Annotated in this window: 15 protein-coding genes, 1 tRNA gene and 3 rRNA genes; 9 read left to right on the top strand and 10 right to left on the bottom strand. The window is 65.0% G+C overall.

The features are described 5' to 3' along the window. Positions 1-51 precede the first annotated feature (51 nt). A complete protein-coding gene (locus ACZ522_RS04850) occupies positions 52-2187 on the bottom strand; it encodes a DEAD/DEAH box helicase (protein ID WP_379695411.1) in 2136 nt (711 codons plus the stop codon). A 90-nt stretch (positions 2188-2277) separates the two neighbouring features. Between ACZ522_RS04850 and ACZ522_RS04855 the strand changes: the two genes are divergently transcribed. Continuing rightward, entirely contained in the window at positions 2278-3249 is a 972-nt protein-coding gene (locus ACZ522_RS04855) for a hypothetical protein (protein WP_379695409.1), read from the top strand. Positions 3250-3285: 36 nt separating this feature from the next. Here ACZ522_RS04855 and ACZ522_RS04860 read toward each other — a convergent pair whose 3' ends face one another. Next, on the bottom strand, positions 3286-3762 hold the full coding sequence (locus tag ACZ522_RS04860; protein WP_464391830.1) for a hypothetical protein: 477 nt from the start codon (positions 3760-3762) through the stop codon (positions 3286-3288). 1368 nt (positions 3763-5130) lie between these two features. Here ACZ522_RS04860 and ACZ522_RS04865 point away from each other — a divergent pair. Then, positions 5131-6351 carry an orc1/cdc6 family replication initiation protein gene (locus ACZ522_RS04865; protein WP_092534549.1) on the top strand — a complete coding sequence of 407 codons (1221 nt, stop codon included), beginning with the start codon at positions 5131-5133 and terminating at the stop codon, positions 6349-6351. A 257-nt stretch (positions 6352-6608) separates the two neighbouring features. Here ACZ522_RS04865 and ACZ522_RS04870 read toward each other — a convergent pair whose 3' ends face one another. Next, positions 6609-7427, bottom strand: coding sequence for a helix-turn-helix transcriptional regulator (locus ACZ522_RS04870; protein WP_379695405.1), 819 nt, complete (start codon positions 7425-7427; stop codon positions 6609-6611). 105 nt (positions 7428-7532) lie between these two features. After that, entirely contained in the window at positions 7533-8093 is a 561-nt protein-coding gene (locus ACZ522_RS04875) for a TATA-box-binding protein (protein WP_092534543.1), read from the bottom strand. A gap of 759 nt (positions 8094-8852) precedes the next feature. Between ACZ522_RS04875 and ACZ522_RS04880 the strand changes: the two genes are divergently transcribed. The 5 genes from ACZ522_RS04880 to ACZ522_RS04900 all read left to right on the top strand — a co-directional run bounded on the left by ACZ522_RS04880 (position 8853) and on the right by ACZ522_RS04900 (position 15349). Beyond that, positions 8853-10324 (top strand): 16S ribosomal RNA (locus tag ACZ522_RS04880). A gap of 103 nt (positions 10325-10427) precedes the next feature. Then, positions 10428-10499, top strand: a tRNA-Ala gene (locus ACZ522_RS04885). Between the two features lie 211 nt (positions 10500-10710). Continuing rightward, positions 10711-13630: ribosomal RNA gene (locus ACZ522_RS04890) — 23S ribosomal RNA — on the top strand. Positions 13631-13755: 125 nt separating this feature from the next. Further along, positions 13756-13877, top strand: a 5S ribosomal RNA gene (gene rrf, locus ACZ522_RS04895). Together the 16S, 23S and 5S rRNA genes with 1 tRNA gene alongside form the textbook arrangement of a ribosomal RNA operon. Positions 13878-14134: 257 nt before the next feature. After that, a complete protein-coding gene (locus tag ACZ522_RS04900; protein ID WP_379694505.1) occupies positions 14135-15349 on the top strand; it encodes a hypothetical protein in 1215 nt (404 codons plus the stop codon). Positions 15350-15397: 48 nt separating this feature from the next. Here ACZ522_RS04900 and ACZ522_RS04905 read toward each other — a convergent pair whose 3' ends face one another. After that, positions 15398-15901, bottom strand: a complete 504-nt coding sequence (locus ACZ522_RS04905) for a hypothetical protein (RefSeq protein ID WP_379694503.1) — start codon at positions 15899-15901, stop codon at positions 15398-15400. Then, positions 15898-16239 carry a hypothetical protein gene (locus tag ACZ522_RS04910; RefSeq protein WP_379694500.1) on the bottom strand — a complete coding sequence of 114 codons (342 nt, stop codon included), beginning with the start codon at positions 16237-16239 and terminating at the stop codon, positions 15898-15900. The genes ACZ522_RS04905 and ACZ522_RS04910 overlap by 4 nt, the downstream gene beginning before the upstream one ends. A 116-nt stretch (positions 16240-16355) precedes the next feature. On the opposite strand from ACZ522_RS04910, the gene ACZ522_RS04915 reads away from it, so the two are divergent. Together ACZ522_RS04915 and ACZ522_RS04920 are read left to right on the top strand one after the other, a co-directional pair. Then, positions 16356-17546, top strand: coding sequence for a redox-regulated ATPase YchF (locus ACZ522_RS04915; RefSeq protein WP_379694498.1), 1191 nt, complete (start codon positions 16356-16358; stop codon positions 17544-17546). Positions 17547-17591: 45 nt separating this feature from the next. Next, a complete protein-coding gene (locus tag ACZ522_RS04920; protein ID WP_379694496.1) occupies positions 17592-17948 on the top strand; it encodes a hypothetical protein in 357 nt (118 codons plus the stop codon). A 138-nt stretch (positions 17949-18086) separates the two neighbouring features. On the opposite strand, the gene ACZ522_RS04925 is transcribed toward ACZ522_RS04920, so the two are convergent. The 4 genes from ACZ522_RS04925 to cobN form a co-directional block, all read right to left on the bottom strand. Beyond that, complete coding sequence (locus tag ACZ522_RS04925; RefSeq protein WP_379694493.1) at positions 18087-18875, bottom strand: CbiX/SirB N-terminal domain-containing protein; 789 nt, start codon at positions 18873-18875, stop codon at positions 18087-18089. 203 nt (positions 18876-19078) lie between these two features. Continuing rightward, complete coding sequence (locus ACZ522_RS04930; RefSeq protein ID WP_379694490.1) at positions 19079-19840, bottom strand: cobalt-precorrin-7 (C(5))-methyltransferase; 762 nt, start codon at positions 19838-19840, stop codon at positions 19079-19081. Further along, positions 19837-20571 carry a precorrin-8X methylmutase gene (locus ACZ522_RS04935; RefSeq protein ID WP_379694488.1) on the bottom strand — a complete coding sequence of 245 codons (735 nt, stop codon included), beginning with the start codon at positions 20569-20571 and terminating at the stop codon, positions 19837-19839. Before ACZ522_RS04935 ends, ACZ522_RS04930 begins: the two co-directional genes overlap by 4 nt. Further along, the gene (cobN, locus tag ACZ522_RS04940; protein WP_379694486.1) at positions 20561-24553 is read right to left on the bottom strand and encodes a cobaltochelatase subunit CobN; all 3993 of its coding nucleotides are present in this window, start codon (positions 24551-24553) and stop codon (positions 20561-20563) included. Before cobN ends, ACZ522_RS04935 begins: the two co-directional genes overlap by 11 nt. Positions 24554-24584: the final 31 nt, after the last annotated feature.

Here is a 24584-nt window from a genome sequence, read left to right on the forward strand (position 1 = left end):
AGCGAGAACGGGCCGGACGGGGACGGAGGCGCGGGCCCGACCCGGCGCGTCTCAGACGAGGTCATTCTCGCGGACGCGGACGCCCTTCTCGGCGAGGTGGCGCATCTGTCGCTGCGCGAAGTCCTCCTCGCTCGTGCCGCGGGTGGCGAGGACGTAGACGAGGGCGCTCCCCGCGGGGCGCATCGTCCGCCCGGCGCGTTGGGCGCCCTGCCGTCTGGACCCGCCGAGACCGGACGCGACGACGGCCAACTCGGCGTTCGGCAGGTCGATTCCCTCGTCGCCGACGCGCGAGATGACGAGCGTCCGTAAGTCGCCCTCGCGGAAGTCCTCGAACAGGCGTTCGCGGCGGTAGTGCGGCATCTCGCCGCTGACGAACGGCGCGTCGAGTTCCGCGGCGAGGCGTTCGCCCTGGTCCAACCAATCGACGAACACGAGGGCTTTCGCGGTCGGATGCTCCCGGAGGAGGCGGCGCACCTCCTCGTCCTTGCCGGGGTTCATCCCGGCGAGTTTGTGTCGTTCGCGCCCGTCGGCGCTGGCCCACTCGTTGCGCGCGGTGTCGTCGCCCCACGGGACGTACCGAATCTCCACCTCCGGTTCCTGCACGTAGCCGGCGTCGAACAGTTTCGACCAGTCGGTGCCGATGGGCGGGCCGATGAGCGTGAAGATCTCCTTCTCCTTGTCGTCCTCGCGCACCGGCGTCGCAGAGAGGCCGAGGCGGTGCTTGGCCTGCAAGTCGGCGCTCCGGCGGTAGATGCGCGAGGGGATGTGGTGGACCTCGTCGTAGATGATGAGTCCCCACGCGCGGGAGTCGAACAGCGACCGGTGGCGGTCCATCCCCGCCGTCTGGTACGTGGCGATGGTGACCGGGCGAACCTCCTTCCGCCCGCCGTGGTACTCGCCGATCTGTTCCTCCGAGAGGGTGGTGTGCCGCAGGAGTTCCTCGCGCCACTGCGCGGCGAGTTCCCGACTCGGGACGAGAATCAGCGTCTCGCCGCCGACTTCCGCGAGAGCGCCGATTCCGGTGACGGTCTTGCCCGCGCCGGACGGCCCGACGAGGACGCCCGAGTTCTGGTCTAGGAACTTCTCGACCCAATCGCGTTGGTAGTCTCGGAGTTCGACGCGCAGGTCCACGTCGAGGGGGTCGCCGGCGTCTAACTCCCGGTCGTCCTTCACCGGGTAGCCCGCCTCGTAGAGCACGCGCTTTATCTGCGCCTCGGCCCCGTCGCGCACCCAACTCTCCGTGTCGGAGATGGGCGCGACGAGTTGCTCGTCGTCGAGTTTCTGCCGGGCGACGTTGCCCATGAGGCTCTCGGACGCGCCTTCGAGGACGACGTAGCCGTCCTCGTGGGTGTAGAGGCGGAACTGGTTGGCGCGCTTCCACTGGGACGCTATCCACTCTTCGAGGTGTGGCGACCGGGTGGGGAGGACGGACCGCAGCATCGCGATGAGGTTCCCGAGTTCGTCGAACGGGGCCTGCCAGACGTCCTCCTGCCGTATCTTGTAGAGGTAGCCGCGCGTGCCCGACTGCCTCTGACCGGTCGTGTCCACGAGGTGGGCGAACTGCGAGAGGCGCGCGCGGGTGTACTGCGTCGGACTGTCCACGACGATTTCGCGCCGTTCGGGGAACAGGACGACGCGTTCGCGCGTCGCCAGTTTCCCCCACTCGGTCGGGTACCAGACGACCGGGTCCGTCTCGACGTTCACCCGTTGGACCGACCCGGCGTCCGCGAGGGCGTCTAAGGCCTCGGACGCCGCGGCCTGCGTTGTTTGGAGGCGGCGCGCGACCTGTTGGGCGGTGACCACCGGGCGACCCTCCGCTTCGAGGGCGTCGTAGAAGGAGTCCAGAGAGATGTCGTCCTCGTCGGTAGAGTCGTCGGTGTCGGCGTCAGCGTCGGTGTCGGCGTTAGCGTCGTCAGAAGGGTCAGAGTCCGCGTTTTCGGCGGCGTCGGCGTCCTCCTCGTCGTCCGAGGCGGCACCGTCTCGGTCGCGGACGTCGCGGACGGTGTTGGGAACGGCGTCCGTCGGCGTCGGAACCTCGCCGGACTCCTCGCGGTCCTCCGCGGTCGGTCGGTCGTCCTCGGCGGCGTCGTGACCGGCGTCGCCGAGGTTCCCTCGGCGGTCCAACGGACAGGGTCCGTCGGCGTCGCGGTCGGCCGGCGGCGCGTCGCGACCATCGTCTTCGGTCATTGGGCGCGATACGAACCCGCCGCGGAAACGGGTTGCGACTGTCCGACCGGCGCACAACGGTATTGGTCCTCGGGACCGTACACCACACGGATGGCGACGGACACAGAAACCGAGCGGCGACTCCTCGAATCCGGAGTCTCCGCGCTGGAACGGGCCGGGTACAGGGTTGAACGACCGATGAGCGGTGCGCTCCCGGACGCAATCGGCGTTTGCGACGGAGACGGCGGCGGCAGCAACGGTGGCGAGGGTGGCAGCAACGGTGACGGTGATGATGGCGGCGGCGGCGACGGTGACGATGGCGGCGGCGGCGACGGCAACGGAGACGGGGACACGGGCCTGCGCGTCGGCGTCGAACCGTTACCGACGGCCGACGCCGACCCGACGTTCGTCCTCTCGCGCCTGTCGAACGACGCCTCGAACGGGCGGTTCACGCTGTTCGTCGTGGAAGACGACGCGGGCGCACGCGCGTGCACGGACGTCTTGGAGTCGCCGCCGTTCGTCCGCGACGAAGACGAACTGGGGCGGCGGACGTTCTACGACGGCCCCGGGCGAGTCGCACTCGACGGCGGGCGGTACGCCCTCCACCGCAGCGACGACCCGAACCTCCGGTGGACCGAGGAGGGGACCGACGACGAGAAGCGTCTCGTCCTCCGTGATTCGGGCCGGGGAGGAAGCGGCGGGGACGGCGGCGACGGAGAAGATGGCGGGGACACGGGCGACGGAGAAGGCGGCGACGACGAGGTGGTCGCCGTCCTGCCGAACGTGGATGCACTCCGCGCGCCGGACGCCGGGACGTTCCGGTACTCCTACGCGCGCGAGGCGGACAAGCGAATCCGCGTTCGCACCGCGGACGGGCGAGAGGCGGGCGCGTACTCCGGATTCGCCGCGATGCGGCGCGACGCGTACGTCCCCGTTCCGATGCCTCTCGTCCCCGAACACCTCTTCGCGGGGGCGGGGTCGGCCCGTCGGGAGTGGGCGATTCTCGTCGCCGACGAGGGCCACGCGGACGGCGGGGAGGGGTCGCCCCGACTACTCGGCCCGGCGGCGAGCGTCGTCAGGTAGGTGTCTCGGCCCCGGCGCGGGCTTCGACTCCGCCGGTCACCCGACCGACCCCTGTTCGTCGTCGAGGGTCCGGTACCGTTCGGGCGACATCCGGTCGTAGACGAGTCGGAGTTGGTCCGTCGCGTCGAGAAACGAGGGGAACTCCTCCAGCGTCCGATGTTCGTCGAGGTAGACGTACTCGACCGGTTCGTCCGCGATCTCCTCGAACACGTGTCGCGGGCCCGAGTTGCTCACGCCGACGAACGGACGGCCCTCGGGGTCTATCTGCGGGGTGACCTCGTGTTGGAGAAACAGCGTCGCCATGGCGAGAGCGTTCGCCAACGGCACCTGCCCGGGCGTCAACTGCCACGTCACGTCCCGCGACTCGTACTCCACCGTCGAGACGTACCCGTCGTCGAACCGGAAACACCGGACCGTCTCGTCGTCGCGTACCCACTTCGACTCGGTGCGCCGGGAGTGCTCCAGCGTCCACTCCGCCTCGGAGTCGTCCGACTCCGTCGCCCACGCCGACACGCCCCGCCGGAGGGATTTCAGGGCGCGCCGCGACGCCGCGAACGCTCGTTCGACCGGGGCAAGTCCGCGTCGCGCGATTTTCTTCCCCCCGCGGACAGCTCGTTCGGCCACCGAGGACGTCATCGTCGGCCGTTCGCAGGCAGACGTTATTGAACTGACGGCGTGCGCGTCGTTCGCAACGCACGACGAGACGTCTGACGAATCGAGGCGGGACGGAGAGGCCCGCTCACACCACGTTTCCGGTGAACGGGCTCGAAACGCACCCCCCGACCGAACGTCCGCGGCGGGGGTGACTCGATCTCGGTAGGAGTCGTCACACCACCCAATTCACCATCCGTTCTTTCCTCCCTCTCGCCGATTCCCGCGCGTTCGTCCCGAGACGCCCTTCACACCGGATTTCCGGTGAAACGCCCGGTTCTCCGTGGCGACGTCGCGTGGGACTGTACTTCCGAACGCGGGAAAGAGAGCGAATCACACCGGGTTTCCGGTGAAATGTCGGCGTCGATAGCTGTCGGTTCCTCCCCCCACTCCGCGGGCGAACGCCGGGCGACTCCGCGCGCTGAGACACACCACGTTTCCGGTGAGACGGGGGAGTCCCGGAGGCAGACGCGTTGCGGCCCACACACCGCGTTTCCGGTGAACGTCCGACGCGTCGGTGAGGTGAGAGAGCGTCTCGTTCGCCCGTCTCTGTCCTCACCACGGGGTTAGACGTACCGTGCGAACGGTTCCCTAGACACACCACGTTTCCGGTGAAAACGGTACGGATACCCGTCGAAGCTGTCGGTCGTTTCGGTTCCGGCCGCGATTCGAGGGTCGTTCGAGTTCCACTGCGCCCCGCGAACTCGGGAGTACTCCAACCGACGACGGACGAACCGCGGCCCAACGTCGAACCGAACAACAACATTTAAACGGTGGTACTGTTTAACCGTTCACCGATACACTCGCACGCTAGTGGTAGTCCGACGCTCGGACTGGTCGGACGGGAAACCGACCGTTCCTCCCGGGAAAATCGACTTCTCCCTCTCTCGACGTTCTCCGCGCACGATCCGTCGTTCTCGCGAGCGATACGTTCGGCGGGGTCAGAGGAGTCGAGCGAGGGTGTACTCCGACACCGACCGTTTCGAGGCCGTTCACTCCTCTGTGCCCGATTTCGTTCGTCCGAATCCGAGTCTCGAAATCGGTACTATCGGGAACGGCCGACCGGTTCGGTGCGTCGTTCAGACGCCCGGACACCGTGTTTCCGGTGAACTCGAACCCCCGTTTCGGGTGGACGAGACCCCCGCCGAAACGGGGGTTCACCGGAAATGCGGTGTGTGTGTCGAGAGCCAAATGACAAGCCATTTCACCGGAAACCCGGTGTGCTGTACTATGCCGAACGCCAGCGACGACCTCTTCACTCGGGAGGACCCCATCTTCGCCAACAAGGAACTCCTCGAAATCAACCACCTCCCGGGCGAGGGCCGAATCGTCGGGCGCGACGACGAGATATCAGACCTCGCCACCGCGGTCAACCCGGCCATCTTCGGACAGAGTCCGAGCAACGTCCTCATCTACGGGAAGACCGGGACCGGGAAGTCCCTCTGTGCGAAGTACGTCTCCCAACGCCTCGTCGAGACGGCGAGCGAAGAAGATGTGAAGGCGACGTTCGCCTACGTCGACTGCGCACAGGACACCACCGAGACGCAGGCCGTCCAGACTATCGCCGACAGCGTGAACCAACCCGAAGTGACTGGCATCAAGGTGCCCGACAAGGGACTCAGCACTTCGACGTATTACAAGCGCCTCTGGCGCATCCTCGACGCGCGGTACGACGTGGTCCTCATCATCCTCGACGAGATAGACAAGCTGAGCGACGACGACATCCTGATGCAACTGTCCCGCGCCGGAGAGGCGGGGAAGATTGACAAGTGTAAACTCGGCGTCATCGGCATCAGCAACAAGATACAGTACAAAGACCGGATGGACGAACGCGTGAAATCGAGCCTCTGCGAACGCGAGTTCGTCTTCCCGCCGTACGACGCGAACCAACTCCGCGACATCATGGAGGCCCGAAGCGACGCCTTCCGCGACGACGTTCTCGACGCCTCGACCATCCCGCGGGCCGCCGCACTCGCCGCCCGCGAACACGGGGACGCCCGGAAGGCCATCGACATCCTCCGGTACGCCGGCGAGATAGCGCAGTCGACCGGCGCGTCCATCGTCCGCGAGGAGTTCGTCACGCAGGCGCGCCAACGGGCCGAGACCGACCGCTTCCGCGAACTCATCCGCGGGTCCACGCCGCACTCCCGATACGTCCTGCAGGCGTTGGCTATCCTCTCGCTGTCGAACGAACGGAAGGACGGCTTCCGCACGAGTCGCGTCTACGAGGTGTACGAGAACATCTGCGCGGGACAGGGATCCGATAGCCTGTCGCTCCGGCGCGTGAGGGATCTCCTGAAGGAGCACGCCTTCCTCGACATCATCGAACAGTCGAAACACAGCGGCGGTAGCGCCGAGGGGAGTTACACGAAACACCAACTGCTGGAGGACCCCTCCGTCGTGAAGGACGTCCTCACCGAGAACGTCGAGCGGAACTCGGTCGAATCGTAGTACGAGGCGGAAGAACCGCGGGCGAACGGCGGGACGGAGCGAGGCACCCACCTTCGCGTCCCGACCCGGCCCGCCGCGAGTTCCCCCTCCCCGGGGCCGAAGGTAGAGGGACCAACCGTCGAAATACACGTCCGCGAACTCCGACGCTCGGGCGTTACCGCCGCACCTCTCCGTTGGCGACCGGAGGTTATACTTTTTTCCACCAGGTGGTGACTGAAACGATCACTGGTGAGCGGGTCAATCACTCCGCTCGCGGATTAGGCGTCGTCGCCGGCGGCGGAGTCGGACACGGACGTCTCTTCGGCGGCCCGCCGCGATTCCGCGCGGTAGCGAGCGTAGACGTCTTCGGCCCACGAGACGAACCGTTCGTCCGTACCGTCGACGCAGGCGACGAGGTTCCCCATCTCGTCGTAGGCACCGAAGATGACGTGGTTGTCCACCATGAGTAGTCCGAAGTCGAGTTCCTCCGGAGAGACGTACAACTCGAACTGGTCCAGTTCGTACGCCGCCTCGAGGGCTTCGGGGTACTCCGACGCCGAAACCTCGAGAACCGACTCGTCGATTATCAGTTCGACCGTCGACTCCGGACCGATTATCCGCTCGGCCCCCTCGTTGATGATGCCGCTGACTATCGGCGCGATGCCGTAGAACGACTCCGGAGGCTCCGTCCCCATCACCTCCAGCAGTCGGTTCACCGCGGCGTGGGGGTCACCCTTCGTCGCCGTCGTCGCGTTCAGCCCTCGCAGTACGTCGGGGCCTAAATCGACGGCCACGTCGCCGACGTGGGAGAGAAAGACAGAGAGGTCGCCGGCGACGGCCACCGTGGACTCGAAGTCGTCGTAGCCGTTTGCGACCATCGTCCCCGCGGGCGTGAGTCCGTACTCGCCGTCGTCGGTCACCTTCTCGGCCCACCCTCGCTCGACGAACGCCGAGACGGTCCGCTGTGCCGTCTCTCGCGCGCAGGAACAGGAGTCCGCCAACTCCGTGGGGCGTCGCGATGCATCGCGGAGGGAGCGGAGTATCGCTACCCTGCTCTCAGAGCCGACGAGAAACGCTACGTCCTCACGAACGGTCATGGACGCACACTACTTCCGGAAGCGGTATCACCGTTCTGGTCTCGGAGACGGACCGCACGGCGTCGTCTCGTACCGAACGACTCCCGGTCGAACGAGCGTCGGTTCTCAGTCCAGGAGACCGAGATTGTCGATGCGCTTTACGATCTCTTCGACCGCCGTCTCTGCGTCGTCGGTGCGCTTTCCGCCCGTGATGACTATCTTCCCCGACCCGAACAGGAGGATGACGACCTTCGGTTCGTCCATCCGGTAGACGAGTCCGGGGAACTGTTCGGGCTCGTACTCGACGTCTTCGAGACCGAGTCCGATGGCCAACGCGTTGAGGTTGAGGTTGTGCCCCAAGTCGGCGCTGGAGACGATGTTCTGGACGGTGATTTCGGGCGCTTCGTCCACCGGGATGCTGAGTCCCCGGAGCTTGTCGAAGATGATGCCGAGCGCTTCGTGCACATCGTCGATGCTCTTGGCCCCCGTGCAGACTATCTTCCCCGAACGGAAGATGAGCGCCGCTGCCTTCGGGTCCTGCGTTCGGTAGACCAACCCGGGGAAGTTGTCCGGGTTGAAGTCCGCACCGGGCAAGTCGTCCGCGAGTGCTTCGAGATCAAGCTCCTGCCCGATACCCGTCGATGCGACCACGTTCTGAATTTCGATGGAGTCTGCCGGCCCACTCATAGTTCGGTCAGAATTCCTCTCTCCTGCCTTATAAAGCGCCCCGTTATAAATTGGTACCGACCGACGGAGGGGTGTTTATATCCGGATGGCCGTGACATCCTCAATTATTTCTTTCTTGTTTGCGCGCGCACGCGAGAGTTATCGATATAGCCGTCTCCGGAGTCGTACGTATATTGGGCGAATATTCAACTCGTTTCGAGATACAGCCTCTTTGTCAGAAGTTCCCACCTCTCTCGGATGATTTTTCGAAATCCGTCCGAAATCAACGACCTTTTATGTAACCGGGGCATTCGTAGAAATACGCAGAGGCAGCCCGGGACGCCCCCGGGCCGCCACCGTCCGAACGCCCAACCCACCACGGCCCCAACTCGGGCCTCCCGAGTGCGACTCGCACTCACGGACAATCCGAGACGACGGCCTTAAGTGGTCGAAGGCATTTCGGAATAATGCGAACGACACACCGCGATCGCGGGCGGTTCAACCCCGTCCGCAATCGGACTTCACCACCCTCCCGGCTTCGGCCGGGAACCCAGGACGAACCGAGGCCCTTAAGGCCTCGAACGTCCTACCCTGAAGTCCGAAAGACATGAGGATTCCACCCCTGCGGTCCGCCGTACAGATGGAATCTGATGTTAGCCTTGGTAGTTCGGTGACACCCGTTCGGTGTCGTCGAATACCACAACGGACCAAGCAATATTGGTGATTCCGCTCTCTCTGAGAGCGAAATCCCGCCACCCCCCGGCCCTCTGGGCCGGGAACATTCCGGTTGATCCTGCCGGAGGTCATTGCTATCGGAGTCCGATTTAGCCATGCTAGTCGTGCGAGTTCAGACTCGCGGCAAATAGCTCAGTAACACGTGGTCAAGCTACCCTGCAGAGAAGGATATCCTCGGGAAACTGAGGCCAATACTTCATAAGGTTCCCAGGCTGGAGTGCCGGGAACTGGAAAGGTTCCGACGCTGCAGGATGCGGCTGCGGTCGATTAGGTAGACGGTGGGGTAACGGCCCACCGTGCCGATAATCGGTACGGGTTGTGAGAGCAAGAGCCCGGAGACGGAATCTGAGACAAGATTCCGGGCCCTACGGGGCGCAGCAGGCGCGAAACCTTTACACTGCACGCAAGTGCGATAAGGGGACTCCGAGTGCGAGGGCATATAGTCCTCGCTTTTCTGTACCGTAGGAAGGTACAGGAATAAGGGCTGGGCAAGACCGGTGCCAGCCGCCGCGGTAATACCGGCAGCCCGAGTGATGACCGATTTTATTGGGCCTAAAGCGTCCGTAGCTGGCCAAGCAAGTCTGTCGGGAAATCCATCCGCTCAACGGATGGGCGTCCGGCGGAAACTCCTTGGCTTGGGACCGGAAGGCTCGAGGGGTACGTCTGGGGTAGGAGTGAAATCCTGTAATCCTGGACGGACCACCGATGGCGAAAGCACCTCGAGAAGACGGATCCGACAGTGAGGGACGAAAGCTAGGGTCTCGAACCGGATTAGATACCCGGGTAGTCCTAGCTGTAAACGATGCTTGCTAGGTGTGGCACAGGCTACGAGCCTGTGCTGTGCCGTAGGGAAGCCGAGAAGCAAGCCGCCTGGGAAGTACGTCCGCAAGGATGAAACTTAAAGGAATTGGCGGGGGAGCACTACAACCGGAGGAGCCTGCGGTTTAATTGGACTCAACGCCGGACATCTCACCAGCCCCGACTACAGTAATGACGACCAGGTTGATGACCTTGTCACGAGCTGTAGAGAGGAGGTGCATGGCCGCCGTCAGCTCGTACCGTGAGGCGTCCTGTTAAGTCAGGCAACGAGCGAGACCCGCACTCCTAATTGCCAGCAACAGTTTCGACTGGTTGGGTACATTAGGAGGACTGCCGCTGCCAAAGCGGAGGAAGGAACGGGCAACGGTAGGTCAGTATGCCCCGAATGGGCTGGGCTACACGCGGGCTACAATGGTCGAGACAATGGGTTGCTACCTCGAAAGAGGACGCTAATCTCCTAAACTCGGTCGTAGTTCGGATTGAGGGCTGAAACTCGCCCTCATGAAGCTGGATTCGGTAGTAATCGCACTTCACAAGAGTGCGGTGAATACGTCCCTGCTCCTTGCACACACCGCCCGTCAAAGCACCCGAGTGAGGTCCGGATGAGGCCATCGCAAGATGGTCGAATCTGGGCTTCGCAAGGGGGCTTAAGTCGTAACAAGGTAGCCGTAGGGGAATCTGCGGCTGGATCACCTCCTAACGCACGGGACCAGGCCGTCGCGCCTGGCCCACACCCCGCTTGGTCCACCGTGGCCATTCGACACTCGCCGAACGGGCACCTTAGAACTACCAAGGCTAACAGGGCCCATAGCTCAGTGGTAGAGTGCCTCCTTTGCAAGGAGGATGCCCGGGGTTCGAATCCCCGTGGGTCCATCTCAGGGTTAGTTCCAATCCGTGTCCCTTATATGGGGTCATCGGTTAGGACTAATCCCGAAAGAACTGATGCACTATCCCGCGAGAGCGCGGATAGGAAGGGTTCGACGAGCCCTCCGGGCCGCACCTGGAGGAGTTCGATGACGACCGTATGTACGTGCAATCCAGACGCCCACTGAACCCGTTTCATCGGGATAGTGGACGTCCGAAACACAACTGGCTACTGTGCCAGCTGGTGAATGGCTCGGCTCGAGAGCCGACGAAGGACGTGCCAAGCTGCGATAAGCCTCAGGGACCCGCATGGAGGGAAAGAACTGAGGATCTCCGAATGAGAATCTCCACCGCAATTGCCGCGCGCAATGGGGAACGCTCCGAATTGAAACATCTTAGTAGGAGCAGGAACAGAAAGCAATCCGCGATGTCGTTACTAACGGCGAGTGAACGCGACACAGTCCAAACCGAATCCGCAAGGACATGTGGTGTACGGACATCCTATAACGGCTTTCAACGACACGAGAAGTCTCTTGGAACAGAGCGTGATACAGGGTGACAACCCCGTATCGTGTCCGCGAAAGCCCGAGGTTGCTCCAGAGTAGCAGGGGTTGGATATCCCTTGTGAATCTCGCAGGCATCGACTGCGAAGACTAAACACTCCTCGAGACCGATAGCGAACAAGTAGCGTGAGCGAACGCTGAAAAGCACCCCGAACAGGGCGGTGCAATAGGGCCTGAAATCAGCTGGCGATAGAGCGACGAGGCATACAAGGTCCCTCAGAAAACGACCCACTTGCGAGAGTGCAGTAGGAACTGAGGGAAGCCGGTGTCCCGTCGTACGTTTTGAAAAACGAACCAGGGAGTGCACTTGATTGGCAAGTCTAACCGGATCATCCGGGAAGGCACAGGGAAACCGACATGGCCGCAGTCTTCTTCTGAAGATGAGGGCCGCCGTCCTCAAAGGCGGGGAGTCAATCGGGTGCGACCCGAAACCGAGTGATCTACGCGGGGGCAGGACGAAGCGTGCCGAAAGGTGCGTGGAGGTCCGTTAGGGTTGGTGTCCTACAATACCCTCCCGTGACCTGCGCGTAGGGGTGAAAGGCCCATCGAACTCGGCAACAGCTGGTTCCAGCCGAAACATGTCGAAGCATGACCTCAGCAGAGGTAGTGTGTGGGGTAGAGCGACCGATTGGAAGACCCGCCTCCGAGAGGAGTCGGCCTTCCTGTCGAACTCCGAACCTACACACGCCGTCGAAGCTGGGAGTCCGGACTGCGGGGTAAGCTTGTGGTCCGTGAGGGAGACAACCCAGAGCTGGGTTAAGGTCCCCAAGTGTGGATTAAGTGCGACCGAAGGTTGTCCCGAGCCCTAAACAGCCGGGAGGTGAGCTTAGAAGCAGCTACCCTCTAAGAAAAGCGTAACAGCTTACCGGCCGAGGTTCGGGGCGCCGAAAATGATCGGGGCTCAAATCCACCACCGAGACCTAGCAGCAGACAATACGTCTGACCTAGTAGGCTGGCATTCTGTGCGGGTGGAAGCTCGGGCGAGAGTTCGAGTGGACCGCGCAGTAACGAAAATCCTGGTCACAGTAGCAGCGATAGTCGGGTGTGAACCCCGACGGCCTCAAGAGCAAGGGTTCCTCGGCACTGCCACTCAGCCGAGGGTTAGCCGATCCTAAGTCCTGTCGTAATTCGAGCAGGACAAAAGGGAAACTGGTTAATATTCCAGTGCTACCATGCAGTGAAAGTCGACGCTTTGGGAAACGTCAAGCCGGGCCTTCGCCCGGTCGAACCGCGGAAGTTCGTGGATGCCGTAACGGCACGAAGCGAACGAAGCGCGGGATAGCGCAAGTTGACGGTACCTAGAGCCCGTGAAAAGACGAGCATGGTATTCGTACCGAGATCCGACACAGGTGCTCAGGCGGAGAAAGCCAAGGCCTGTCGGGATCAACCGACGTTAGGGAATTCGGCAAATTAGTCCCGTAAGTTCGCGATAAGGGATGCCTGCTCCTGACCGAGCAGGTCGCAGTGACTCGGACGCTCCAACTGTCTAGTAACAACACAGGTGACCGCAAATCCGCAAGGACTCGTACGGTCACTGAATCCTGCCCAGTGCGGGTATCTGAACACCTCGTACAAGAGGACGAAGGACCCGTCAACGGCGGGGGTAACTATGACCCTCTTAAGGTAGCGTAGTACCTTGCCGCTTCAGTAGCGGCTTGCATGAATGGATCAATGAGAGCGTCGCTGTCCCAACGTTGGGCCCGGTGAACTGTACGTTCCAGTGCGGAGTCTGGAGTCCCCCAAGGGGAAGCGAAGACCCTATAGAGCTTTACTGCAGGCTGTCGCTGAGACGTGGTCTCCGATGTGCAGCATAGGTAGGAGACGTTACGCAGGCACCCGCGCTAGCGGGCCGCCGAGTCATCATTGAAATACTACCCGTCGGCGACTGCGACTCTCACTCCGGGAGGAGGACACCGGTAGCCGGGCAGTTTGACTGGGGCGGTACGCGCTCGAAAAGATATCGAGCGCGCCCAAAGATTTCCTCACGCGGGTCGGAAACCCGTGGAAGAGCGCAAGAGCACACGGAAGTCTGACAGTGACATTCCCAACGAGTGTCGCTGACGCGAAAGCGTGGTCTAGCGAACCTACGAGGTTCCTCAATGGGACCCGTAGATGACAGAAAAGCTACCTTAGGGATAACAGAGTCGTCACCGGCAAGAGCACATATCGACCCGGTGGCTTGCTACCTCGATGTCGGTTCCCTCCATCCTGCCTGTGCAGAAGCAGGCAAGGGTGAGGTTGTTCGCCTATTAAAGGAGGTCGTGAGCTGGGTTTAGACCGTCGTGAGACAGGTCGGCTGCTATCTATTGGGGGTGTTAAGGAATCTGACGTGAACGGACGTATAGTACGAGAGGAACTACGTCTGGTCGCCGCTGGTGTACCGGTTGTCCGAGAGGGCAGTTGCCGGGCAGCTACGCGACACGGGGTAAGAGCTGAACGCATCTAAGCTCGAAACCCACATGAAAAAGAGATTCCACCGAGGTCACTCATAGAAGATGAGTTCGATAGACTCGGGGTGTACGCGTCGAGGCAACGAGACGTTCAGCCCGCGAGCACTAACAGACCAAGCCATACTCATACTGCATCGGACCCACCACAGTCCCGATGAAGCGGGTTCAGGCGTTAACTGGATTGCACGAACATACGGTCGAAGAAGAACCACCGAGATTGGTGAACAACGGTTCGACTCCGTTGCTCGGCGTTAAGGCGGCCACAGCAGTGGGGCTACACCCGTACCCATCCCGAACACGGAAGTTAAGCCCACTCGCGTTTCGGTCAGTACTGGAGTGCGCGAGCCTCTGGGAAATCCGATTCGCCGCCTCCACTCATACTTCCATACCGAGGCCCACTCTCTCTGAGAGTGGGCCTCGGTCATTTCGAACGGGACGATACAGAGACACGAGAGCGTCGCGGAGATCACCCTCACCCGACCGACCCTTGTTCTGTCCCCGGCGACTAGTCACAACAGCGCAAACCGCCGTCGTCAGTCGATTAAATCGGCGTTAATCCGGCCAAATCGGGAGGAAAGACGGGCTGAGCGAGTACCCGATTTATCCCTACTGGTTAGAAAGATTGACTGTAATGCGAAAGACAAAACCGATCGTGACGCTGTTGGCAGTCGTGTTGCTCGCCGCCGCAGTCGTCCCCGCGGCGGTCAGCGCAGCGCCGACCGTAGAGACGGACGTAGAACAGGACCCCGACACCGGAACGGCAGTCGTGACCGTCGTCCAGAACGGCACGGCAGTTGAGAACGCCACAGTCGAGGTGACGACGGAGGGGAACTACTCCGGGACCGGCAACTACACCACCGACGCGAACGGGACGGTGGCGCTCCCCGAACCCAACGAGACAGTCGCCGTGAACCTGACCGTGACGGTGGACGGCGAATCCGCGACGAGTAGCGCGGAACTCTACCCGCGCGAGGACTCCCTCGACACCTACGTTGAACAGGCCGAGGACGGAACCGCGACGGTCACCGTGACGCAGTACGGTGACGTCGTCGAGAACGCGTCCGTCGAAGTCAGCGCCGACGGCAACTACTCCGAGACGGGCAACTACACCACCGACGCGAACGGCACCGTCTCGCTCTCGCAACCCGAGGAGACGCAGAACGTCACCGTCACCGCGACGTACGACGGACTCGACGCCGAGTTCACCACCGAACTCGCCGGCGCGGCGTCGGAACTCGCCGTCAGCGTCGAACGGGGGTCGGACGGCGCGACGGTCGAAGTGACCCGTAACGACACTGCAGTCGAGAACGCCACCGTCGAAGTCAGCGCCGACGGCAACTACTCCGGCGCGGGGACGTACCGGACGGACGCCGACGGGGAAGTCGCCCTCCCGGCCCCCACCGAGAACGTGACGGTCACCGTCACCGCGAGCAGTGAGGGAGACGAGGCGACGGACACCGCGACGCTGACCACCGAGTACGTCGCCGAGCAGAAGAACTTCGGGCAGTCCGTGACGCGGTTCATCGAGGCGCTCCGCGCGGCGGGATTCAACGGACCGCCGGGCCAGATAATCTCCGACTTCGTGACGTCGAACAACCCCGGTAACGCCGACGATGCGCCGGGTCACGAGAAGAAGAACGACGCGGCGGCCAATGAGTCGAAAGATGACGAGCGCGGACCGCCCGAGAAGGCTCAGAAGAAGGGCAAAGAGAAGGGCGACGACGAGAAGAAAGGTAACGGCAAGAAGGGCAACGCCAAGGACGACAAGGAGGACGACTCCGACGACTCTGGCTCCGACGACGGCGGCAACCGGGGCCCGCCGGACCACGCGAAAGGCGGCAGGTAGACGCGATTCGCGGTAACGGTCTCTTTCTCTTCCGGTTCGATGCGACGCCTACGACTCCCGTTCGAGCCTCGATTCGAGGTCGGCGCGGGAGAGTCCGGCGCGCGCGGCGACGGTGTCCGTGTCCGCGTCGAATCGCCGAACCGCGACGACGGCACCGTCGGCGACGAGTTCCCGCGTCGATGTGGCGGTGGACCACGGCGACGCGGGAACCGCGGATCCCGGACTCGGCGGCGACGGAGGTGACGCGGCGGCGTCGCCCGTCCCCGTCTCGGTACCGTCGTCCGACTCCGCGAGGCGGGTCGCCGAACCCGATCCGTCGTCGCCCCCGAACGCCGTCGGCGGGAGGTCGGAGAGGCGAGCGACGGCGAGCGTACACGCCAACGCGGCGGCCAGCGTTCCGCCGGGAGACGACGACCGGTCCTCGCGGACGCGTTCGACCGTCCCGGCGAGTGCGAGGTACCGTCGGGCGTCGTCGCCGTCGAGAACCGCGCGTTCGGCGGCCGCGTCTCGAACCGCCCTCAGGGCGTCCGCCGTCCCGTCGTCCGTCGTCACGAGTCGGTGCGGGCGTCGTTCTCGGAGGCGTCCGTCGGCGCGTCGAGCGTCGTCTCGACGACGGTACCGTCCGGGCGAAGGCTGACGCGCCCCAGCGTCACCGTGTCGCCGGTGTCGGCGGTGCGGGCGACGCCGCGGAGGGTGGACTCCCGGTCGAGTCGGTCCCAGACGACGCGTTCGACGAGTCGCTGGAACTCGTCGGGGTCGGTCCACCCGGAGTCGATGTCGGAGGGGACGTGGACGACGAACTGCAGGTCGGTCTCCGTGACGTGGATGCCGACGCCGAAGGTGTCTCCTGTCGGCGCGTCCGTGGCGTCGGCGTCGTCGGACTCGGTCATTGTCCGGTGTCGGATCCCCGGAGACAAATATTCGCTGGTGGCGGACCGTGGTACGGCGTGGCGCGGACGGTTCCGGATAGAGTCCCTTTTGCCGTCCGAGAGTTCATCCGCACCTAATGAGTCACAAGATCGGACTCGTCGGCAAACCCTCCGTCGGCAAGTCCTCTTTCTTCAACGCGGCGACGATGAACGACGTGCCGGAGGGCGCGTACCCCTTCACGACCATCGACCCCTCGGTCGGCGAGGCGTACGTCCGCGTCGAGTGTGCGGCCCCCGAGTTCGACGAGTCGTGTACGCCCTCGGTGGGCTTTTGCGACGACGGCGTGCGGTTCGTCCCGGTGAAGTTGGTGGACGTGGCGGGCCTCATCCCCGGCGCGCACGAGGGGAAGGGCCTCGGCAACCAGTTCCTGACGGACCTCAACGAGGCGGACGTCCTCGTCCACGTCGTCGACTTCTCCGGCGAGACGGACATCGAGGGCGAACCCACGGAGGGCCACGACCCCCGCGAGGACATCGACTTCCTCGAAGACGAACTCGACATGTGGTACCTCGACATCCTGGAGAAGGGCCTCGACCGCTACCGGTCGGGCTACAACGGCGAGGAGAAGAACGTCGAGGAGGACCTCGCCGAGCAGATGTCGGCGTTCAAGACGAACAAAGACGAGATAAAGCAGGTGATACTCGGATCGGGTCTCGGGTTGGACCCCGAAGCGTGGGACGGCGACGACAAGGAGGCCGTCGCCCGCGAGATTCGCAAGCGGACGAAGCCGATGGTCATCGCGGCGAACAAGATGGACAAACCGGTCGCGCAGGAGAACTTCGAGGAGATAGCCTCGGACCCCGACTACGACCACCTCTCGTTCGTCCCCGCGAGTGCGCACGCGGAGAAGGCGTTGAAGAAGGCCGACGAGAGCGGCGTCGTCGACTACCGCGCCGGCGACGACGACTTCGAGATCGTCGGCGATATCTCCGAGGAACAGGAGACGGGCTTAGAGCAGATACGCGAGTTCGTCGAGGAGTTCGACGGGACGGGCGTGCAGGCGGCGTTGGAGACGGCCCTGTTCGAGGAGATGGGCGCGATCGCCGTCTTCCCCGGAAGCGCCAACGGCCGGGCCGACACGCAGGGCGTCTTCCGCGACTGCTTCGTCCTCCCGGAGGACTCGACGACGGAGGACTTCGCGTACCACCTCCACTCCGACATCGGCGACGGCTTGCTCCACGGCATCGACTGTCACACGAAACGACAGGTCGGCGCGGACCACGTCCTCTCGCACCGCGACGTGGTCGAGATAGTCACGACGAACTGAACGAATCCCATGAAATACATTGGTTCGGACGGTAAGAGAGAATCGATGCAGGAGGAACGACGCGCCGTCGAGGCCGCAATCTCGGCGGACATCGGCGGTCTGGGGGGAGACGTGACCTTAGAGGACCTCTTCGCCGAGGAGTGGATGAGAGAGCACACCGACGCGCCGTCCATCGGCGCGTTCGTCGCCGAGGGCGACTTCGACGTGACGGACCAGGAGTCGTTCGAGGAGGTTCCCGACGAGGAGTGGGACGACCACGTCGCCGCGAACTCCGAGTTCGAGAGTTGGCGCGCGATGCTGAACGCGGCCATCGAGTCGTACGTCCGGACGCGCATCCTCGACGCCGAGACGGACGCGGGGTCGTTCGACCCCGACGCGAGGCGCCTCGACGACGAACGCTGACGGCCGAAACGGCTCTTCTCGGTCGGCGACGGCCGCGCCAACGTCCGGTTCTCCCGCGCTCCCGGCAGAGACGCCGTCGATTCGGGCCGTCTCCGCGCGCCGCCCGTCAGAACGAACCTCGTCGGCCGAACCGGGCCGTCACCGCGAAACCCCCTCTCCGTCGGTCGCGACCGGACGTCGCGTCCGGGTCAGTTGCCCCTCGAACGAGGCGGTCGGCGAGGAGTCGTCGAGGGCGAGTGCGCGTTGCTTCTCGACTTCGGCGTGGACGGCGTCCGTAATCCGCGCGTGCCCTCCGTAGGGGTCGGCGTACTCGATGCCGCCGCGGACGAGTTCGAGTTCGTCGGGGATTCGGCGCTCGGTCGCCTCGCTCCGCGCGAGAAAGAGCGGAACCGCCACGGACCGCGTCCTCGTCGTGTTGTACCGGACGCACTCCACCGTGGGGTTCTGGATGAGATAGCAGGTGAGAACCTCCCCGTACGCCGACTGCTCGCGGAGTCGGGCCGCGTGATAGTCGATAGTCTGTCGGTGGTAGGGTTTCGAACTGCTCCCGAACCCGACGAGGATGAGAGAGACGTCGTCGGACGGCGGAATCAGGTTCGTCCCCCGTTCCTCGATTACCTCGGTGACGGCCGGGCTCTGTCCGAGCGGTTCGCAGTAGTGAACGTCCCCCGGGACGGACGAGAGCGCGGACGGGATGTCGTTGATCGTCTCGTGGGTGTGTGCGGTACACATCGGAACCGCGTACACGTCGTCGGCGGAGAGTCGCTCGAACCGCCCGCGAAGTTCGCGGATCGGTTCGCTCTCGTACGTCGCCACCTCCACGGCGTCGGCGATAGCGCGCCGGCGGAGTCGTTCGGCGTGGGTTTCGAGCACTTCGTGGGCGTTTCGCGTACCGCGGCCGATGAGGAGGATTGATTCGGATGTCATGGGGGGCGTCCTTTTACAATTATACTTTAGTTAGCCCAAGTTGGGTTGCCTAATTCGTCGAGATGGATTCTCAAATAAGTTTTGGTGACGGCCGTGACGTTCGTCTCCGGGTGGGGCTTCCGTCGCCCCATCGCGCGCTTAGAGTCGGTGTGTCGGCCGAAAACGGCGGTATCGACGGGAAATGAAGTCCCCGACTCCGCGACTCACTCGGTGCGAACGGCGAGCACGGAGAGGTCGGAGAACGGCGACGAGTGCTCGTCCGACTCCGCCGAGAGCGTCCGGAGTTCGCCCAGCGTCGTCCTCGTCACCGCCTCGTCGGCGTGCGTCAACCGCTCCAACACGAGAGCGTCCAGCGACGGCGACGCGCCGCAGTCGAGTAACTCGGCGGCGATGTCCTCGGGCATCCAGTCGTAGGGGCGCGGGAGGACGAGCAGGTTCCGTTCGCCGGCGTCGTCGCGGAGTCGCCGGAGGCCCGGTTCGACGTCCCCGCTCTTGTGAAGCGTCACGAAGGACGTCTCCTCCATCGGCGTTCGCGCCCTGCCGGCGGCGACCTGAAGCGACGATATCCCCGGGATCACGCGAACGGGCGGTTCGACGGCCGCCTGCACCTTCCCGACGAACTGGTAGCCCGAGTGGTTCGGGTCGCCCATCAGGACGGCCGTCCCGGACGCCCCGTCGGCGACTCGGTCGGCGAACGCCGCCAGCGTCTCGGCCTCGTCGCGGTACCCGCAGGTGAGCAGTTCCGCGTCCGTCCGGTCGCGGACGAACTCGACCACCGTCTCGAAGCCCACCACCGCGTCGGCGTCGCGAATCGCGCGTTCGCCGCGGGGGGTCAGATACTCCGGATTCCCGGGGCCGATGCCGACGGCGTACACGGGGCTCTCCGCGGGGGACTCCGGTTCGGGTTCCGACGCCGCGAGTGCCGCCGGGTCGGGGCCGGCGTCTAAGTCGTACCCGTCGCTCACGGGAGTTCGACCTCTCCGTTCCGGGCGTCGCTCGCCACGTGGACGAGTTCGTTCGTCAGGCCGGCCGCGAGTCCGCTTCCGCCGCGGCGACCGACGCTCGTGATCGCCGGGACGCCGTGCGCCCCCGCGACCTCCCGGAGGCGTCTCCGACTCTCGGCCGCTTTGACGAACCCGACCGGCGTGGCGACGACGACGGCGGGGCGCGTCCCGTCCTCGATGCAGTCTGCGAGTGCGAGCGCCGCGGTCGGCGCATTCCCGACGACGGCGATAGCGCCCTCGTAGGTGCCTCGACGGTCGAGTTCGAGCACCGACGCGGCCGTCCGCGTCATCCCCGTCCGCGCCGCGAGTTCGCCGCCGTTCCCGATGGCCTTCTCCACGGGGCAGTCGTGGCCGCGCCCGGTGATACCGGCCTTCACCATGGTGATGTCCGTGACGATAGGACGCTCGTCGAGGACCGCCCGCGCCCCGGCGACGACGGGGTCGTCCTCCGTCTCGCCGGTGAACCGGACGAGGTGTTGGAACTCGGGGTCGCCCGTCGCGTGGACGCTCTTCTGTCTGATTCGGTCGGCCAGCGTCTCGTCGGGGACGAGTTCGCGCACGCGGTCCATGCTCGTCTCGGCGATGTCCATCGCGCTCTCGGTGGTCGCGCCGAGGTCGGCGTACTCCTCGAAGCCGCCTCCGTCCTCCGCGTCGGCACCGCCGCGGTCCCGTCGGCCCTCCTCAGTCGTCATCGCCGGGCACCTCCGGTGCCGTCGCGCGTCCGGCGCGCGCTTCGATGTCGCCGTCCACCCGGAGGTTGACGTCCCGGAGTCGGTCGGCCGTCCCGTCGTCGGCGTCCCACAGTCCGCGCTCGATGGCCTCCAGAAGCGTGTCGCTGATACTCTCTAAGGCCCACGGGTTCACCTCTCGCATCCACTCCTGCCGTTCCTCGTCGAAGGCGTACTTCTCGGCGACGTCGCTCCAGAGGGCGTCGCTGACGACGCCGGTGGTCGCGTCCCACCCGAGGACGACGTCCACGGTGGTCGAGAGGTCGCCCGCGCCCTTGTACTCGTGTTCCTCCATGCTGTCGAGCCAATCGGGGTTGAGCACCCGGGCGCGCATCGCCTTGCGGACCTTCTCCTCGTTCGTGTACACGGAGACGTTGTCGGGGTCGCTGGAGTCGCCGACGTAGGAGGCGGGTTCCTCGCCCGCGATTTCCGAGACGGCGGTGATGAACCCGCCGTGGAACGCGTACCAGTCGGAGCTGTCGAACTCGTCCTGTTCCGCGGTGTCCTCTATCTTGACCGTGGCCTCGACGCTGCCGAGGCGACGCTCGAAGGCGTCGTGCGCCTCGGAGACGCGCCCTCGACTTCCGAGCGCGTACCCGCCCCACCGGACGTACACGTCGGCGAGGTCGGAACGACCCTCCCAGTTCCCCTCGTCCACCGCCTTGTTCGTCCCGGCCCCGTACCCGCCGGGCCGGGTCGTGAACACGCGGTGTCTGGCGGCCTTCTCGGGGTTCTCGACGCCCTCGTCGGCGAGTCGCTCGGCCTCCTCCTCGACGTGCTTCTTGACGTAGTTCATCTCGTGGGGTTCGTCGAGTTCGACCACCGCGTCCACGGCGTCGTGGACGACGCCCGCTGCCTGCGGGAAGGCGTCGCGGAACAGTCCCGAGACGCGCGTGGTGACGTCGATTCGGGGCCGTCCGAGTTCGTCCAAGGGTATCGGCTCCACGTCGTCGACGCGCCCGGCGTCGGTCCAGACGGGTTCGACGCCCATCAGCGCGAGAACCTGCGCGATGGTCTCCCCGCGGGTTCGGACGGTCGGCGTCCCCCACGCGACGACGCCTACCTCCTCGGGGTACTCGTCCTGTTCCCCGCGGTGACGCTCCGCGATGCCGTCGGCGACTTCCCGCCCGACCCGCCACGCGCTCTTCGCGGGTACCTTCCGCGGGTCCAGCGTGTAGAAATTCCGCGCCGTCGGGAGCAGGTCGACGCCGCCCCGAGTAGGTGCGCCGCTTCCGCCGGGGGGGACGTACTCGCCGGCCAGCGCGTCCGCCGTCCGCGGAATCTCCTCTTCCGCACCCCGGACGCGCGGGGCCGCCTCCTCGCAGACGAACGAGAGCGCCTCGCGGAGGCGGCCGTGCGCGCCCGACTTCGCCCGGGCGTCCCCGAGGGGGTCGATATCCACCACGAGCAGATTCATGTTCACCTCGCCGTCGGACTCCGTCCGACGAGCCTCGTCCTCGCTGTACTTGGACGAGACGTCGTCCGGCCCGGCCCCCGTCTCCGAGGCCGGCACGTCGAAGTCGTGCTCCGCGAGCGTCCGAACGAGGTCGAGGCTCGTCTCGTACACCTCGTCGGCGGCTTCCGAGAGCGTCATCCCCAACTCCTCGTCGTACGCCCCCGGCTCGTCGAGCATCCGCTGGTAGTCGATTCCGAGGACGCCGGCCACGCTCTCCCGGAGGCTCGGCCCGCCGGGGTTCTCCAGTCGGGTGAGCGCGACGAGGTACTCCACGAGGCGTTCGTCGGCGGGGGGTTCGCTCATCGTGTGGAGCCCCATCCGAATCTGCGTCGTCTTCACGTCCGTGAGGTACGCGTGGACGCGTTCGACGAGTTCCTCGACGTCCACGTCGTCTCCCTCGACTGCACCTTCCGCGAGGGTGGAACCGGCCTCCTCGGGGCCGCGAACGTCCGCTCGTTCGGCTATCTCCCCGTCGATGCCGAGTTCGACGGCGAGGTCCAGTTCCTCGACTCTCTCGCGGAGGAGTCGTTCGAGGTGTTCGCCGTCGTCGGTGCGGGCGTCCTCCATGCCCGCCTCGCGGTACTGGTCGGCGAGTTCTTCGAGTTCGGCGAGTTCGTCGTAGGTGCCGGCGTTGCGCATCACCGGCGTCAGGTAGTCGACGATAGCCGCGTAGGAACGCCGCTTCGCTTGGGTCCCCTCGCCCGGGTTGTTGACGATGTACGGGTAGACGTTCGGTAGGTCGCCGACCAACTGGTCCGGGGCGCTCTCGCCGTTCAGCCCCACCGTCTTGCCGGGGAGCCACTCCAGACTCCCGTGGGTGCCGAGGTGGACGACGGCGTCGGCGCCGAAGGCGTTCCGAAGCCACCCGTAGAACGCCACGTAGTCGTGCGGCGGTTGGAGGTCGGAGTCGTGGTACACCTTCGAGGGGTCCATCCCGAACCCGCGCGGCGGTTGGACGGTGACGAGGACGTTCCCGAACTCGACGCCGGGGACGGCGAACGGTCGCTCGGGGGGCTCTCCCCACTCCTCGACGACGTTCTCCCGGAAGCGCTCGTCCGCGGCCTCGAACCACTCGCGGTACTGCTCCGGGGAGACGACGTCGACGCTCAGGTCCCGCACGTCCTCGGGGGCGACCCAGCGGTCGTCGAGGGTCAACTGCGCCGTCAGCCGGTCCACGAGGGACTGACCGCTCTCCGGGAGTCGTCCGCCGTCTCGCGGGTCGATTCGCTCCCCGCTCGACTGTTCCGAGTCGCATAGCGCCTCGCCGAGGTCGTATCCACGGGCGGCCAACTCTTCGAGGAGGTTGACGGTGCTCTCCGGGCTGTCAAGTCCGAAGGCGGTGCCGATGCCGTCGTCGCTCGGCGGGTAGTTGTGGAGGACGACCGCGACGTTCTTCTCCTCGTTGGGAGTGTGCTGGAGCGTCGCCCAGTTGACCGCGAGGCGCGCGGCGTGGTCCACCCGGTCGTCGATGGGGAAGTGCTGCTTCGGCGCGCTTCCGATGCCCGCCTCGTCGTCGGTTCGCTCCTTGCCGCTGATCGGGTGGGTGACGACGTTGCCGTCGAACTCCGGGAGCGCGACCGAGAGGGCGAGTTCGAAGCCCATCACCCCGGTGTCGCTCTTCTCGTACCGAGAGCGAGAGCGCATCGTCGTCACGGTCTGAATCACGGGCACGCCGAGTCGGTCGAGGAACACGTCCTCCGCGCCGTCGCCCTCGTCGTCCGCCGCCCGCCCCCGTTCGTCCATCGACAGCGAGAACATGAACGACGAGAGCACGGCGTCGACGACGGGTTCGCCGTCCTCGTCGAGCAACCACGCCTCGGTCACTCGCTCGGCGTCCCACTGCTCGTCGCCGTCCGTCGCGGGGTTGCAGAATATCGGAAGTGCGTCCGCGCCCTGCGCCTCGACGGCGCGCACCTGCGCGTCGACGTAGCGGGTGTTCTCGTGGGTCCAGTGGGACTCGTAGAACCAGACGGCGACCGTCGGCGTCTCCGGGTCGAACGTGCCGACGAGTTCGTCGTACGACGCGCCCGGGTGGTCGGGGTGGTAGACGCCCTCCGTCGGGAGCGTCACGGGGTCGTCGTACTCGTAGTCGCCGTCCCCGTACTCGTCGGCGAGGAATCGGACGCAGTTCGCCACGTTGCTGGTTCCGCCCCGCGCTAAGTACTCGTACACCCGGTCGCGGTCCGACGCGGCGACGGACGTGTCCTCCAGCGCGTACGCGTCGCCGGTCGATTTGACGACCAGCGGAACGCCGGCGTCTTCGAGACGGCCGACGGCGTGGTCGTACCCCGGCATGCTCTCCTCCGCGCCGTGGAGCCAGAAGATCGCCGCCGTCGCGTCTTCTATCTCGTCGAGGAACGCGTCGACGTCCGCCTGCCCGTCGAAATCGCTCTCCGAGCGAACGACCAGATTCGCGTCCGTCCGCGCGGCGGCCCGCTGGACGGCCCCGAGCTCGTTTTCGGTCGCGGTGTATAGGCCGATTGTTGACATAACGTTGTTAAACCTCCATTGCGCTAATACA

Source organism: Halopelagius fulvigenes, from assembly GCF_055398025.1.

Coding starts and splice junctions, on each gene's coding strand:
- ACZ522_RS04935 (WP_379694488.1), bottom strand. CDS start 20,571: ATGACGACTGAGGAGGGCCGACGGGACCGCGGCGGTGCCGACGCGGAG.
- ACZ522_RS04920 (WP_379694496.1), top strand. CDS start 17,592: ATGCAGGAGGAACGACGCGCCGTCGAGGCCGCAATCTCGGCGGACATC.
- ACZ522_RS04910 (WP_379694500.1), bottom strand. CDS start 16,239: ATGACCGAGTCCGACGACGCCGACGCCACGGACGCGCCGACAGGAGAC.
- ACZ522_RS04875 (WP_092534543.1), bottom strand. CDS start 8,093: ATGAGTGGGCCGGCAGACTCCATCGAAATTCAGAACGTGGTCGCATCG.
- cobN (WP_379694486.1), bottom strand. CDS start 24,553: ATGTCAACAATCGGCCTATACACCGCGACCGAAAACGAGCTCGGGGCC.
- ACZ522_RS04850 (WP_379695411.1), bottom strand. CDS start 2,187: ATGACCGAAGACGATGGTCGCGACGCGCCGCCGGCCGACCGCGACGCC.
- ACZ522_RS04900 (WP_379694505.1), top strand. CDS start 14,135: ATGCGAAAGACAAAACCGATCGTGACGCTGTTGGCAGTCGTGTTGCTC.
- ACZ522_RS04915 (WP_379694498.1), top strand. CDS start 16,356: ATGAGTCACAAGATCGGACTCGTCGGCAAACCCTCCGTCGGCAAGTCC.
- ACZ522_RS04925 (WP_379694493.1), bottom strand. CDS start 18,875: ATGACATCCGAATCAATCCTCCTCATCGGCCGCGGTACGCGAAACGCC.
- ACZ522_RS04870 (WP_379695405.1), bottom strand. CDS start 7,427: ATGACCGTTCGTGAGGACGTAGCGTTTCTCGTCGGCTCTGAGAGCAGG.
- ACZ522_RS04855 (WP_379695409.1), top strand. CDS start 2,278: ATGGCGACGGACACAGAAACCGAGCGGCGACTCCTCGAATCCGGAGTC.
- ACZ522_RS04865 (WP_092534549.1), top strand. CDS start 5,131: ATGCCGAACGCCAGCGACGACCTCTTCACTCGGGAGGACCCCATCTTC.